Origin of the sequence: Granulicella sp. dw_53 (genome assembly GCF_018449545.1) — a bacterium.
Taxonomy (GTDB): domain Bacteria; phylum Acidobacteriota; class Terriglobia; order Terriglobales; family Acidobacteriaceae; genus Edaphobacter.
In genome coordinates this window covers 120,775-135,751 of record NZ_JAAVUR010000002.1, presented here as the reverse complement: position 1 = coordinate 135,751, position 14,977 = coordinate 120,775, and the positions used below count along the sequence as shown (strand labels likewise).

Sequence of the window (14,977 nt, the reverse complement as noted above, 5' to 3'; positions counted from 1 at the left end):
CCTCATCAACTCTCGAGTGGCAGTTCAGGATGAACAGTCATCCAGCAGATAGCGCTGACCACCGCCAGCGCCGCCGAAAGCGCGAACGACGTCGTCCAGCCATACCGTTGCGCGATCCACGGAGTCAGCGAAGCCGTCACCGCGCCACCGATCTGCCCCCCCATATTCACCATGCTCGAAAACACCCCCGAGCTCCGCCCCGCGATATCCACCGACACCGACCAGAACGAGCTCTGCGAAAGATACAACGCGCCGGCCCCACCCGCCAAAATCACCGCCGCCAGCTCCGGGCTCCGCACCTGCGAGCCCAGCACCAGGAACACCGCCGTCAGCAACAATGCCGCCGCCGCCAACCCGCACCGCCCCACGCGTAGCCCATAGGCCGCCGTCAGCCGGTCGCTCAACGCTCCTCCCGCCAGGCAGCACACTGTCATCGAAAGAAACGGCAGCATCGCATACCGCGCGCTCGCCTTCAGGTCGAAGCCGCGCACCTGCGCCATGTAAAGAAAGAACCAGCTAAAAAAGATCCAGGCCACATACCCGAAGCCGAAGTAACCCACCATCAGCGCCGGCAAATCCCGCCGATGAAAGATCGCCCGCCACGAGATCACCGCCGGAGCCGCCGCCGCGGGCCGCACCGCCCCAAACGACAACCCATCCCGTATCTCGCTCAGCTCCGCCGCCATCACCGCCGGATGCTCCTCCGGCGTATCCCGAGCCATGTACCACCACACCGCTCCCGCCGCAAAACCCACCACCGCGCTGAACCAGAACGCCGCCCGCCACCCCTGTTGCGTAATCAGCCAGGTCAGAATCGGCGGCGTCAGCCCACTCCCCGCCCCCACGCCGGCAAAGATCAGGCCATTGATGAACCCTCGCTCCTTCAATGGAACCCACCGTGCCACAAACTGGTTCGCCGCCGGATAGATCACCGACTCCCCCGCCCCCAGCGCAAACCGTATTCCAATCAGCAACACCACCGCATGCGTAATCCCGGATGGCAGCAGCGCCGTCAGCACTGTCGCCACCCCCCACGACATCACCCCCAGCGTCAGCACCCGCCTCGGCCCAAACCGCGCCGCCAACCAGCCAGCCGGCAACTGAAACCCCGCATACCCGATCAAAAACGCGCTGAAGATCCAGCCCAGACGCTGATTTCCCAGGCCATATTCAGTATCGATCTGCAGGCCCGCAATGGAGATATTCGTGCGATCCAGAAATGCTACGCCGCTCAGCACAAACAGCCAGAACGCGAGAAAGTACCGGATCCGCATGCGTCGCTCAACGTACATCTTTCTCTCCTCGTTGCACGGCGCATCTTCAAACTGGATGCTTGAACGGACGGAGATTAAATCCCCTGCAAAGTTTATGGCAATACCTCGCGTGAGCCAACCAAGGTTCAAACCAGATGTAGAAAAGATGTTGCGGTTACTGCATAGAAACCCGATCCATGCTCATTATTCCCGAAATGGGAAACAATTCGCTCCAGATATCGGCCCTTTTTAGGTAGGCACACGGCGACCCGAAAGAAAAGCCAAACAAACCCTTATCAATCAGAGTTTTACTTAACTATCGGCACAATACAGCTGGTTCGTCAGATTTAAGTCCAGACGAAGAGTAATACGAAGAGAAACCAGATTCGTAAGCGGCTGCGCCGTCTCCAGCGCGTCCGCCAACCGTTAATTAAACGAAGACCAGGCACTGCGGCTTCGCCAAAGGAAAGTTCTTTCCAGTATGCGCCAGCCGGCCAGTCTTCTTATCCCGCGCAAACACCGCGATCTCGTCCGTATCCTGGTTCGCGACCAGCAGCCAACCGCCGCTCGGATCCAGCGCAATGTGCCGCGGCCTCTTTCCTCCGCACGAGGTATGCTCCAGCAGCGTCAGCCTCCCGTCCTCCGGAGACACCGAGAACGTCGCCATAAAATCGTCCAGCCGGCTCGCGACATACGCAAAACGAGCCTCCTTGTCGAAGACGATGTCAGACGGCGCGGCGTCTCCGTGATATCCCTGCGGAACCAGTGAGATATCCTGCAACGTCGTAAGCGTACCCCGCTCGCTGTCCCACCCCAGGACATTCACCGTCGGCTTCAGCTCATTCACGCAATAGGCCCACCTGCCGTTCGGATGAAACTGGAGCGCCCTCGGCCCATAGCCTACCGTCGCCCTCCAATGGAGGGGATCGTTGGGAGTCAACTTCGCCGTCGCGGCATCCAGCCGGTAGACATGTATCTCATCCAGCCCCAGGTCGTTCACCAGCAAAAAGCGATTATCCGGCGACACCGTCACCCGGTGCGCATGCGGCTTCCTCTCCTGCCGCGCCGCATCCGCACTGTACTGAAAGAACGACACTGCCTCGCTCAGATGGCCATTCGCCCCCACCGCGAACGAAGCGACACTCCCTCCACCATAGTTCGCCGCGAAGACACACCGCCCCGTATGATCCACCGCAATATGCGTCGGCCCGCCCCCCTTGGAGAAGGCCTCGTTCACCAGCCGCATGCTGGCCTTCCTCTTATCCAGCGTAAAACTCGACACCGTCCCACCCGCCTTGCCCTCAGAACTCTCCACCTCGTTCACTGAATAGACCATCCGGCCATCAGGAGCCAACGCCAGAAAGGTAGGATCGACCGCCTCCACCGCCAGCCCGATCTGCTGCAACTCCCCACTCCCAGCCTCAAACCGGTAAGCGTAAATCCCCTTGCTCGAACTGGGCGCATCCGTTTGCGTCCCCACCAAAAGCAGCTTGCCCGAATCCAAATCCTTGGCAAAAGCCAGCCAGGGCTCCGCCGCCACCGTCAACCCCGAAAAAGCCACACCCCGCAAAAAACCACGCCTGGAAACCCGCCCAGAAATCCTCATCCGCTCCAACCTCCCAATCAATATCCCTGCCACAAAACCAACCAAACCTCAGCCACAAAAGACAAACTCAACCACAAAAACAAACCCACCCGCAAAAGGTTAGCTCAACCGCAAAGGCTAACCTAGCCGCAAGCGACAAACCCACCCACAAAAGAACGAAGCCAGCACAAAAGCGGGTGCCCCACCCTTTTTGCAGTCTCATCGCAAATAGGGTGGGGTATCGGGCAAAAGCCCGACCGTCTTCCTATCCCAACCCAAAATCAACCAAAAAATCAATACCCTCACCCGACCCAATCTCGCCCTCCCCAACCTCAACAGCCCGGGTGCCCGATCCTTCGCGCCTTTGTCTCTCGCGAAGGGTTGGGACCAAACACCCTCTCTCAACCACATCGCTTTAACAAAAGAACCACAAAAGACCCCACAAATTTGTCATCTTGAGCGAAGCCCTCGCAGCTTCATCGCGAGGGCGCAGTCGAAAGACCTGCGGTTGCACTTGCCGTTGCTTGTTCTGACCCTTCACAGACCAGCACCAACGCCCGGGTGCCCCATCCTTCGCGCACTTGCGAAGGGTGGGATCCACAAACCCTCCCACAACCACACTTGCTGTTGCTTGTTTCACGCCGTCATCCTTGCTGTCGCCTGTTTGCGCTGTCACATGAACGCAGTAAAGGCCCCGTATTCGCCCTTGTTAACCAACCCCAACCCAACCAACCACTTACAAAAAATCCCTCAAAATCCCCAGCAAAACCCAATGTCAACCCCCAAATCCACTTAACCCAAAACAAATGAACAACATCCAACTGGCACTTAAGTTATCTTCCCCCCGCTAAAATAGAAGTAGAAGCAAAACTCCGCCCAGTGCGGAAAGCAACAGGCTCCTTCTCAATCCATTCCAGGTGAAGCTAACCCCTTGCATATCTCGTATTTGGACATAACTACCTGTTAATGCAACGAGTTGCGGCCAAATGACCAGCCTAAACAGCAGAAAATAAACCGCTTACGCCCAAATACCCCCCAAGGGGGGTACCCCCCGAAGGCACAGCGGAGCAGCGAACGCCCGTCTACAGATACTTCACAGCCAGACTCATAGGAGTCTGCATAGCAGCCATCGAAACAGGCTCACTCAACCTGCCACCCACCGGATCGACGCGCCACCGAACCACGCCTCCACCCGCCCGGCTAACCGCCAGCAGACTGCCTCCATCCGCCGCCACTGTCATCGCATGCACCGGCGCAGAGCTCTCAAACGAAACAGCTCGCAACGCTCCCGTCTCGGCATCGATCCCCCAGACAGCAATGCCTTCACCGCTCTCTGGCCGACTCGTATACAAGAACCGTCCCGACGGATGCATCGCCATCACAACGTTGCTCTCCTCAGCAACGCCACGGTCGCGATGCAGAAACACATGCTGCTTCAGCCCCGAGATCGTTCCCTGCGCAACGTCATATCCATAGCAGGAGACCGAGCCTTCCAACCCATTCGCCACGAAGAGCAGATGCCCTCGCGGATGAAACTCCATCTGACGCGGTCCGCTGCCAGCAACCACCTCTCGCCGCTGCGTAACCGCAAGCCCGCCCTCATCCAGCGTAAACACGCTCAACCGGTCGCTGCCCAGATCAGCGCCGACCACTCGCCTCCCGGTCCCATCGAAGACCACCATCTGCGGATGCGCCGACTCTTGATGCGCCTCCAAAGGCCCGGAACCCGTCTCCTTCAGGATCCCCGAAACGCGCCCCAACCGGCCATCCGCCTCAACCGGAAGCACGTTATACATCCCGCCTCCATGCACCGCGACCACCAGAGAACCTCCATCGGGTGAAACCGCGGCATGCCGGGGCGAAGTCGCAGACAACGACATCGGCTGCCGGTTCAGCAGCGTGAGACTTCCATCTCTCTCATCGATCGAAAAAGCCTCAGCAATCCCGGTCGGCAGATTCTCATATCGATCCACCTCATGAATCGCATAGAGAAAGCGCTCATTCGGATGCAGCGTCAAAAACGAAGGAGAATGACTCGCAACGAGTCCAGTCTGCCTCCAACCCTCGCGATCCACCGCAAAAACCCCAATGCCGCATCCCGAACCGTCCTGAAAACACCCTGTATGACCGACATAAGCAAACCGCGGAAGACGCTCACCAGTTCGTATCAGCGAAGGAGAACGCAGACTCATCGCACCAAGAGACATGCATCCCGTCATCCGAACAAAATCTCTTCGGCTCAACATCAAGCGCTCCCTCATCCTCGTCTCTCCTCTGTTCTTCCAGCCACTTCACTCATGCGCGTATCGACATGGCATGATGAAAGATGTTGTTCGGATCATAACGCCGCTTCACACTTTGCAACGCCGGAACAAGTCCTTTATCACCATAGAACAGTTGCGGCCAGAACGAATGACGCAGCATATCCTTATCCGGATAGTTGATATAACACCCCTCATAGTGATCGTTCCAATAAGGAGTTCCTCGATACTGCGCATGAGCATCCGGACCGGAATAGAGCTCGGCGAAGAACTCCTGAATCCACTCCGCGTGAGCAGCGTCCTCCTGCTCCTGGTTCCAGAACGTCATAAACTGCAGCTTCATCACCGAGTCACGTTGCGGCATAGACGTCTCCTCGATCAGCTCCTTCCGGTTCGTAGCTCCTCCATACGAATCCACCGAGACCGTCGAGCGGCTAAGATCCACTCCAGGAATCGTTCGCGTCAGATGTTTATAGAAGCAAGCAATCTCCGCAGAGGTAAAGTTGCGCCGCATGTAGCTGGACTTATACTTCCCTCTCTGCTCACCGCCCGCTCCTCCGCCAGTCCACCCCCGAACGTTCGCGTCCAACCACAGATGACGACTCATCATCTGCTGCCCCCAACACGCATCGGGCTGTCCATGGTGCAACGCCCTCTCACCTCCAACCACCTCAACTGTCCCTGGAGTACTTGGCACTGGCTTGCAAGCCTGAAATAAACCGATGAACTCATCCAAGACCTTCAGGTCCTTACACGTCCCGTCAGGATTGCAGAACTGAATGGAGATACCAAAGTGGCCCGCCGTACGATGCGTCACACCAAACAGCGTAAATAACCCCCACGTCTCCCGGTCCTTGCCTCGCGTCTCCCAATAATTTCCGTAGGTCTTCAAAATCGACTCAAATCTCTCCTCGGTCATATCGAGCCAGGAAAAGATGATGCTGGCCGTAATCACCTCCTGCGGAGCAGGTGGCAATTCGTCAAAGAAGTAGTTCGTAATGATCCCGAAGTTTCCGCCGCCAGCTCCGCGGCACGCACGCAGCAGATCCGGATCATGCTTGCGGTCTACCCTCCGCTCAACGACCTTCCCTTTAGCGTCGACGGTCAACACGTCGACCGCCGAAAGCCAATCGCACGTCAGCCCCTGCAACCGCGACAAAAGTCCATATCCTCCACCGCTGATATGTCCTCCAGCCGCCACGGAACCGCACGTCCCACCAGGCAAAGTAACGCCGTAGCGCTTGTACAGATCAGAGTAGACGCCTCCAAGCTGCGCACCAGCCGCAATCCGATACCTCGGCGAATCAGGCAAAGACGTCGTCTCCGTGAACAGACTCAGATCGAGAACGACCCCACCGGGATTGTTGTATACGAAGTCCTCATAACAATGTCCCCCACTTCGCACCGTAGGTCGCAGTCCTTCACTCACCGCCCTTTGCAACGCCGTCGCAACATCCGCCGCGTTGTCGCAAAGCTCAATTCGGCTCGCCGTATCCGCCTCGGAAGCCGGAAAGCGTGAGTTTTTGCCTTTAACTAAGGTGCGATAACGCGGATCGCTTCGAGTCACAGTTTCAATCGACATGCTGCTCCTAACCCTCGATGGCAGGCGATACCTTCAAGCAGACACACAGCTCCATCTGCGAATAAGAGATAAGCCATCTCTAAAGAAATCTCGCAATGGAAGCGATTTGCAAGAACGGAAACTCCCACCACTCTAACTTCGACATTTCAGTCGACTATAGGCAAAATTCCACAGGTTCGCGTAGGCCTTATGGCCTACCTCTCGCGCCGAATCTTCCCTGCCGATTTGAACACCTTTAAATGCTGGCGCTTCTCTCTTTCATTGCTGCATATCGCCTTGGCCCGTTCTGATGCGAATCGGCCAATCGAGTTCGTCTTCAGGTTGTCTTAAGCTAGGGTTCGGCATTATGGAATGAGCTGCTAGGTTCCGGCGTCATATTGATTTCGCTTGTTTGCCTCGATGGTTACACTTGAGTGGTTGATAGTCCTTCTATCGGCCTGGAGAGGCCAAAGACGTTTAATCGTACACGCCGCGATATCGATTTCTAACTTCGAGCAAGCCGACATGACTTACAAAATTCGTTTCTGCCAAATGGTGATACTTTGCGCGTTCTCATAGTTGAAGATGAGCTCAGACTTGCCGAAAATCTAGGATCGGCATTGCGTGAAGGAGCTGGCTTCGCTGTTGACCACGCAAGAGACGGTCTAGAAGGAGAGCATCTGGCACTGAACGATCACTACGACGCAATTATTCTGGATCTCATGCTCCCCAGACAGGATGGTCTTTCGATGTTGCGGCATATTCGCGCCCGTAAGAACATGACACCCGTACTAATTTTAACCGCCCGCGAGGGTACAGAATCCATCATTCAACTTCTAAACGCCGGTGCAGACGACTACCTGACCAAGCCTTTCGACTTGGGAGAACTGATGGCACGAGTTAAGGTCTTGATTCGACGTGGCAAGGGGGGAGCCAGCTCCCAACTTAAGATCTTCGATCTCGAAATAAATACGGTAGAACAGACAGCACTCCGAAGTGGCCGGCTATTGGACCTAACTCGGACAGAATACCGAATCCTCGAATACCTCATGCACCGTCCCCGCGCCCTGGTATCAAAACAGGAGTTGCTCGAACACCTTTATGATTACAACTGGGCTCATCACTCAAACGTCATTGAGGCTCACATATCAAATCTAAGGCGCAAGCTCAATGCGGATAGCGCTCGAAGCTTGATCGAGACCGTACGTCAACGTGGATACCGGCTGGATGCAATCCAGGAGCCTTCGTCTTGAAATTCACATCCATCTCCCGCAGGATCATCGCCGGCGTTCTCTTCGCAGAGACAATCGCCGCTCTTGCGGTGACTGTGACGAGTGTATTTTATGAGCGCCACATTCATTTTCGCGCCTTTGACGTTATGCTTCACGGGCGGGCCGAATCTCTGCTGGGAGCTGTAGCAGATGCTGACGACGCAGACGATAACCTGGTGCTCGATACGCGCAGTATCACCGTCCCCAGTGGCGATCTATTTGCAGTCCAGGAAGACAACAGCCGTACCCTCGGTCACTCGCAGACATGGCCGCAAGAAGTCACTGCCGAAGTGATCGGGTCCAAAAGCAAAAGAGGCGTATACCATACAACGATAAACAAGCTGGACTACCGCTTTGTGCGAATAGACACCGTCAGGATTGTCGACCCCGGCGAACACGGGGGGATCAGACGGAATATTACTGTGCTATATGGCTCTCCCACCACACAAGTCTGGCGAGAGATATACGAAGCAGTTCGCTTTTACTCCTTCTTGTCTCTGCTCCTTCTCATCACCACCGCGGTGCTAATTGCTTGGTTCCTGCAACGAGCGCTCGCTCCGCTGCATCAGCTTGCATCTGAGGCTGCCGGAATCTCTATCAAACAATGGTCATTCAATCCACCCGATATCGCCCGGTCAACGCGCGAGCTCGCACCACTCACAAAAGCAATAGAAACCACCTTGGCCCGGCTCGAACAATCCTTCTCTCAGCAACGACGATTTACGAGCGACGCCGCACATGAATTGAAGACCGATGTAGCGATCATAAAATCGTCTCTACAACTACTCACGATGCGAGAGCGCACTGCAGAAGACTATCGGAGTGGACTTGCCGTGTGCCTTGAAGATTGCGGCCGCCTTGAAAGTGCCGTTCTCGAGATGTTGACTCTAGCGCGAGTTGAATACGAGTCAGATCACCGCATCTCTCTACCAAATGAACCAGTCGATATGGCAATGTTTGCTGAGGAGACAATTCATCGCTTTTCTTCCCTCGCCGAGCTTAAGAAAATATCTGTCAACCTTACCAGGACCACATCGACGCAAGTCTGTATCGACGGAGAAGAGTGTAGACTTCTCGCCTCAAACCTGCTCCATAATGCCCTGCAACACAGCTCTGCCGAATCCTTGGTTTCGATCAACCTGGAAGACATGGATGGCTTTATGACGATGTCCGTTAAAGATGAAGGAGAAGGCATCCCCGAGGAAGTTCTCCCACGTATCTTCGAGCCTTTCTTCCGGGCAGACTCCTCACGCGATCGCAAGAGCGGCGGAACCGGCCTGGGACTGGCAATCTGTAAAGCGATATGTGATCGGGTTGGAGGAAGTATTACGATCAGCAGCGTAGTTGGCAGAGGTACCCGCGTCTCAGTTCGATTGCCGTCGCGGATTCAGACAAAGCCCTAATTTATACCGCTTACCTTCAGGCTGTCTTAAGCTTGCAATGCGAGACTGGTGCTGCCGGCAGCGCCACTCTGCCGAGCCCCTCTCGGAGCAGTTTATGTCACGCCATTCCCGTTCTCGTAAACTTTTATTCTCTCTGGCTGCTCTCGGTAGTCTTGCAATTCTCTGTCCACCTTCGTTGCATGGTCAGAGCCAATATCACATCATCGACCGATGGAAGATTGGCGGCGAAGGTAGCTGGGACTATCTCCTCGCTGATGGACCTGCACACAGACTTTACGTGACACATAACGCGCGGGTAGAGGTTCTGGACATACAAACTGGCAAAGTCATAGGTGCCGTAACTGGCATGAAGAGTACCCACGGCGTCGCATTGGATGCGGATGGAAAAATTGGCTACATTAGTGACGGCGCAGGTAACGCCGTGGTTGTCTTCGATCGCAGTAATCTCCAAACCCTTGCTACCATTCCGGTAGGGACCAACCCAGATGGTATCGCCTTTGAACCATCAACTCACACGGTGTGGGCCTTCAATGGAAGAAGCAAAAACGTCAGCGTGGTCGATGCCACCAGCCGTCAGATCGTCGCAACGATCTCCCTCCCGGGCAAGCCTGAGTTCCCGGCGGTAGATGGGAGAGGAGCTGTATACGTCAACATCGAAGATAAAAATGAGATCGTAAAAATGGATGCGCGGACAAAAAAGGTCCTGGAAAACTGGCCTCTCGCTGGATGCGAATCTCCATCGGGTCTCGCGTTCGATATACCCGGACATCGTTTATTCTCGGTCTGCGACGGAGGCAAGATGGCAGTAACGGACTCCCTCAGCGGCAAAGTTCTGGCAACACCAACAATCGGAGACTCTCCCGATGCCGCAGGCTTCGACGCGCGATACAACGTAGCTTTCTCCTCCAACGGAGGCGATGCGACGCTCTCTGTCGTCGACACTAGCTCTGGAAAATATCCGACGACGCAGACACTTAAGACAGCAAAAGGAGCGCGTACCATGACTCTCGATCCGGGTACAGGTCGCCTCTACTTAGTCACCGCGGAGTTCGGTCCTACTCCTGCGGCCACTGTGGCGGTTCCTCATCCACGTCCCGCCGTGATCCCTGGGAGCTTTACTGTGCTGGTTATAGGACGGTAGTCTTTCCATGATTCCTGTTGGTAAGGCCCGGAGCATAACTTCGGGCCTTACCTGGCTCTATAGAGCTTCCAACTTAGTGGCTTCGCGGCCGCTTGTAAGAAGGTAGTAAACGATTGGTGTGACGATCAGGCTCAGCAACATGGAGATGAGCAGGCCACCGATAACAGCGATCGCGAGCGGCTGCAACATTTGAGACCCCGCCCCAAGGGCAAAGGCCAGCGGAAGCATGCCGCAGATCGCTGCGGTAGCTGTCATGACGATAGGGCGCAGCCGGCGTTGCGCGGCATGTACCATCGCATCGCGGGCAGATATGCCTTCCTTACGAAACCGTTCGTCCGCGTCGAGCAAGAGAATGCCATTCTTGGCAACGATACCGATCACCATGATGACGCCCATGAACGAGGCGACATTAAAAGTCGTATTCGTGATCAGCAGGGCAAAGACAACTCCGGCGATCGAGAGGATCGAAGAGATAAGAATCGCTAGCGGAGCAAAGAAATTACGGAACTCAACGAGCAGGACCCCAAAAACGAGAGCCAGAGAAAGAAACAGTACCTGTAGCAAATCGCGGAAAGACCTCTGCTGCTCCTGATAAGTGCCGCCGTATTCAACTCGAACAGAAGTCGGCAGATGCATATCCATGACCGTCTTCTGTACCTGGACCATCGCCGTGCCAAGGTCCGAGCCTTCCAACCGTCCTGTGACGACAACTAGCTGCTGAAGGTTCTCCCGGCGAATCTCATTTTGAGGCGGCAACTGCTGAATCTGGGCAAGCGAACCCAAGGATGCAGTCTTACCGCTGGAGCTATTGAAGACCGTATTCTCAATCGCATCTAAGGACGTTCGCGTCTCATCGCCGAGCCGCACTCGAATGGTGTAGGGGTGGCCGTTCGCGATCACCGGATCTGTCGTCGTGACGCCATCTAAGATAGAAGTAGCGTCTTCGGCGACCTCCATCGGCGTGAACCCCAGCCGAGCCGCCACCACCGGATCGACTTCAAAGCTAGTCGCTGGACCGCTGATGGTATTGTCGATTCCGTTCTGCACATCGACGACTCCCTTGATCTTTCCGATGGCTGTCGCGACCCGTGGTCCCAGTTGTTGCAGAAGCGCTGGATCCCCTGCAAAGATCTTGATCTGAATCGGCTCCGGAGCGTTAGAGAGATCCCCGATCATGTCTTGCAGCACCTGCGTGAACTCCACATCTAATTCGGGCTCAGTCTTCTTGATCTCAGCGCGGGCATCTGCAATCACCTCATCGATTCCGCGGCTGCGTGAAGTCTTGAGGCGAACCGTCATATCGCCGGTATTTGCCTCCGTCACTGCCGCCAGGCCCATCTGCAGGCCGGTCCTTCGCGACGTGGTCTCTACTTCCGGCATGTCATGCAGAATTTTTTCGACATGAGTAAGAACCCGATCCGTCTCGCTGAGAGAACTGCCAGCGGGCATAATGTAGTCGAGAATAAAACCGCCCTCGTCCATCTCGGGGAGCAGATCGGAACCCAATCCTCGATACGCAACGTACGTTCCGCCTACCAACAGCACACAAATACCCAGCAGAGCCATTGGCCGCCGGAGTGACCATTCGAGCGCGATTCCATGCCAATGGAGGACACGGCTCATAATGCGACCTGGACCAGGTTGCGCGTGTTGAGTGTCTTCTGGAAGGGGAGATCGGCGATCTCTTAGCAGAACAAGGCTCAGCCCCGGAGTCCAGGTCAGAGCTAGAAGGAGGGAGGTCAATAGAGAAGCCGTCATCGTGATTGCCAGCGCGCGAAAGAAGCTGCCGGTAACACCAGTGACTGAGATCAAAGGAAGGAAGACCACAACCGGAGTGATGGTGGAGCCGATCAACGGCGCCATAATCTCACGCAAAGCCAGACGAACAGCTTGAGTTCGGCTCTCCCCTGCGTCGCGATGCAAGACGATGTTTTCGACGACAACGATCGCATCGTCAATAACCAGACCAATCGCGGCTGCCAAGCCGCCGAGGGTCATTAGATTAAAGCTCTGGCCGATGAGCCACAGGAAAAGCACAGTGATTGCAACGGTTACTGGGATGACCAAGCCAGCAACCAGTGATGACGTCCAATCCCCCAGAAATAGAAAGAGAATGATGCAGGCAAGCAGCAAGCCAATCATAATCGCATCCCGCACGCTCCTGATGCTTTCGCGAACGAGGGCGGACTGATCGTAAAACGGCTCTAACTTAACCCCAGCGGGTAATACTTTTTTGAGCTGATCCACCTCCGTGGCAACAGCATCGGCGACGGCCACCGTGTTACTGGAAGGCTGACGCGCAATATTGAGAAGTATCGATGGTCTGCCATTCGCTGTCACAGCGGTGTAGACAGGAAGAGTCCCCGGTTGAACAGTTGCGACGTCCGCGACTCTTACCGGCGCCCCGCCCGCTGTCATCTTTACCACCAATTGACCAAGATGAACCGCATCATGCACCTGAGCTCCCACGAGGCCCAGGATCAGCTGATGGTCAGCTTCGTATAGCCCAGGAGAGTCGATGATATTGGAGGCTTGCACCGCATTAACCAAATCAAGAATCGTCACACCTGCTGCCTGCATGCGAGCTAGATTCGGAGTCAGATGAAATTCCGGGACCTTCCCTCCCTGCACTGTTACCGTACTCACATCACTCACCCTATTGATCGGCGGCTTCAACTGATAGGTAGCCAGCTCCCATAGCTGAGTAGGCGACAAGGTATCCGAACTGAGGCTATAACCAAGGATAGGAAACGTCGCAAAAGTAAGTCGATTCGTCGTAATCTTAGCGGTCGTTGGAAGTGCCTGCCCGACCTTGCTGAGAGCCGCATCCACCAACTGAAGCGTATGAAACATATCCTGATTCCAGTCGAAGAATAGACTTATCTCTGCCGACCCTCGGCTAGTCGTGGAACGCACAGTAAGTAGCCCCGGGACCGAATTAATGGCGTCCTCAATCGGCTTTGTAATAGTCACCTGCATCTGCTCGACCGGCATAACTCCGTTATCGACACCAATGACGACTCGCGGAAAATTCGTCTCTGGAAAGACAGAAATGGGTACCCTCTGCGCCAGGTAGACACCAGCCAGCGATAGCACTATAAGAAAAAAGAAGATCGGTCCTCGGTACCTTAAGAGCCAGAAGTTCTCATCGTCATGCACTACAGGGCTGCTCTCTTGAAGAATCATTTTGACTGTCCACCCTGGCCAGCCGCAGGCTTCTCGTCTTCATCCTTGGCTACACTTACCTTCGTACCATCGTCGAGTCCATAGGCACCCTCCGTGATGACCAAGTCGCTCATCACCAAACCGGAGAGCACCTGTACCTCCTCGCCATTCTGAATCCCCAGCTTGACGCTCTTGCGATGGGCCGTACCATCGGAACCGATCCTCATAACCGACTTACTTCCATCCTGAGCCGTCAGCACCGCGGCCAGCGGAATCTTGATAGCCGCTGGAACTGTGCGGCCGGTGATCGAGGTTCGCACCGGCGTTCCTGCCTTGAGGCTTCCATCTCGGTTGTCGATCCGGAGCCAAATCTCGACCGTCGTGCTTCCAGGATCCAGCGCGGGACTAATAAGAGCCACCCTTGCCGGTATAGGTTCAGCTACCCCGGGAACCATCACAGTCGCGTCGTCACCTAGCTTGAGCCGCTGAGCCATGATCTGCGAAAGGTGAAGCTTTGCCAGTAGCGCCGACGTATCCATCACCGTTAGCAGTGCACTGCCAGCGGCAGCCGTCTCACCTGTAAAAAGAGTCCGGTCGGTTACGATCCCATCGATAGGACTTCGTATCTCAGAGTAAGATACCTGGGCCTCGGCGCCAGCATACTTACCCTTCGCCGATGTAAGTTGCCCCTCAGCCTGTTCAAGAGTGGCCTTCCTGCTTACCATCTGCAAGGATTGCAGATGCCTTGTCGCTGCATCGTACGCTGCGTTCGCCTGAACGAGAGCAGCGGTAGCCATGTCCAAATCCCTGCCTGGTATAGCACCTTGAGCGAAGAGCTGCCGACGTGCACTGACGATGCTTTGATTCAGATCCAGGGTGGCCTTGCTCTGCGCCACATCGAGCTGCGCCTTCTGATAATCCTCAGGGACCTGCGCCTCCGTCTGCATATGAAAGGCCGCCTGTGCTGCTGCATAGCTGCCTTTGTTATCGAGAGCGGCGGCGGCCAAATCACTATTCTCCAAGACAGCCAGGAGTTGCCCGCTCCGAACAGGTGAACCACGCTGAACATAGAATCGTCGGACGGGCGCCGTAATCTTTGGCGAGATAGCGGCTTGCGCCAACGGCGACAACGTCGCATCGGCCATGATGTGCTCGGAGATATCGCCCTGCTCGGGCCTTTCCGCCTTAACACTCACCTCAGAGACATCCACGGTCTCTGCTGTCTTCTTACATCCACAGAGACCTGAAATTGCAAGCGCGCCACTCAGCAGCCAGATCTTTGGCGCAAATAGACCAGTCTCCCGCAACACTAATATCGTATGTCGTCCTAAGCTCAC

At 55.6% G+C, this 14,977-nt stretch carries 9 protein-coding genes; 3 read left to right on the top strand and 6 right to left on the bottom strand.

From position 1 onward, the window contains the following. Positions 1 to 5: 5 nt before the first annotated feature. From HB393_RS03480 to HB393_RS03465, 4 genes are all read right to left on the bottom strand, one after another. Positions 6 to 1,292, bottom strand: a complete 1,287-nt coding sequence (locus HB393_RS03480) for an MFS transporter (protein WP_213803773.1) — start codon at positions 1,290 to 1,292, stop codon at positions 6 to 8. Positions 1,293 to 1,683: 391 nt separating this feature from the next. Continuing rightward, the gene (locus HB393_RS03475; protein WP_213803772.1) at positions 1,684 to 2,859 is read right to left on the bottom strand and encodes a lactonase family protein; all 1,176 of its coding nucleotides are present in this window, start codon (positions 2,857 to 2,859) and stop codon (positions 1,684 to 1,686) included. Positions 2,860 to 3,920: 1,061 nt separating this feature from the next. Continuing rightward, a complete protein-coding gene (locus HB393_RS03470) occupies positions 3,921 to 5,099 on the bottom strand; it encodes a beta-propeller fold lactonase family protein (protein WP_213803771.1) in 1,179 nt (392 codons plus the stop codon). A 34-nt stretch (positions 5,100 to 5,133) separates the two neighbouring features. After that, the gene (locus HB393_RS03465) at positions 5,134 to 6,681 is read right to left on the bottom strand and encodes an FAD-binding protein (RefSeq protein WP_213803770.1); all 1,548 of its coding nucleotides are present in this window, start codon (positions 6,679 to 6,681) and stop codon (positions 5,134 to 5,136) included. 542 nt (positions 6,682 to 7,223) lie between these two features. Here HB393_RS03465 and HB393_RS03460 point away from each other — a divergent pair. The 3 genes from HB393_RS03460 to HB393_RS03450 all read left to right on the top strand — a co-directional run bounded on the left by HB393_RS03460 (position 7,224) and on the right by HB393_RS03450 (position 10,475). Further along, complete coding sequence (locus tag HB393_RS03460; protein ID WP_213803769.1) at positions 7,224 to 7,913, top strand: response regulator transcription factor; 690 nt, start codon at positions 7,224 to 7,226, stop codon at positions 7,911 to 7,913. Then, positions 7,910 to 9,334, top strand: a complete 1,425-nt coding sequence (locus HB393_RS03455) for a HAMP domain-containing sensor histidine kinase (RefSeq protein ID WP_213803768.1) — start codon at positions 7,910 to 7,912, stop codon at positions 9,332 to 9,334. Before HB393_RS03460 ends, HB393_RS03455 begins: the two co-directional genes overlap by 4 nt. Before the next feature lie 94 nt (positions 9,335 to 9,428). Next, complete coding sequence (locus tag HB393_RS03450; RefSeq protein WP_213803767.1) at positions 9,429 to 10,475, top strand: YncE family protein; 1,047 nt, start codon at positions 9,429 to 9,431, stop codon at positions 10,473 to 10,475. A 57-nt stretch (positions 10,476 to 10,532) separates the two neighbouring features. Here HB393_RS03450 and HB393_RS03445 read toward each other — a convergent pair whose 3' ends face one another. After that, positions 10,533 to 13,661: an efflux RND transporter permease subunit gene (locus HB393_RS03445; protein WP_213803766.1), complete on the bottom strand. Its 3,129-nt coding sequence runs from the start codon at positions 13,659 to 13,661 to the stop codon at positions 10,533 to 10,535. Further along, a complete protein-coding gene (locus HB393_RS03440) occupies positions 13,658 to 14,977 on the bottom strand; it encodes an efflux RND transporter periplasmic adaptor subunit (protein WP_345945009.1) in 1,320 nt (439 codons plus the stop codon). Before HB393_RS03440 ends, HB393_RS03445 begins: the two co-directional genes overlap by 4 nt.

What these genes read in the sequence shown, in the direction of transcription:
- HB393_RS03480 (WP_213803773.1), bottom strand. Translation starts at nt 1,292, where the DNA reads ATGTACGTTGAGCGACGCATGCGGATCCGGTACTTTCTCGCGTTCTGG.
- HB393_RS03475 (WP_213803772.1), bottom strand. Translation starts at nt 2,859, where the DNA reads ATGAGGATTTCTGGGCGGGTTTCCAGGCGTGGTTTTTTGCGGGGTGTG.
- HB393_RS03470 (WP_213803771.1), bottom strand. Translation starts at nt 5,099, where the DNA reads ATGAGGGAGCGCTTGATGTTGAGCCGAAGAGATTTTGTTCGGATGACG.
- HB393_RS03465 (WP_213803770.1), bottom strand. Translation starts at nt 6,681, where the DNA reads ATGTCGATTGAAACTGTGACTCGAAGCGATCCGCGTTATCGCACCTTA.
- HB393_RS03450 (WP_213803767.1), top strand. Translation starts at nt 9,429, where the DNA reads ATGTCACGCCATTCCCGTTCTCGTAAACTTTTATTCTCTCTGGCTGCT.
- HB393_RS03445 (WP_213803766.1), bottom strand. Translation starts at nt 13,661, where the DNA reads ATGATTCTTCAAGAGAGCAGCCCTGTAGTGCATGACGATGAGAACTTC.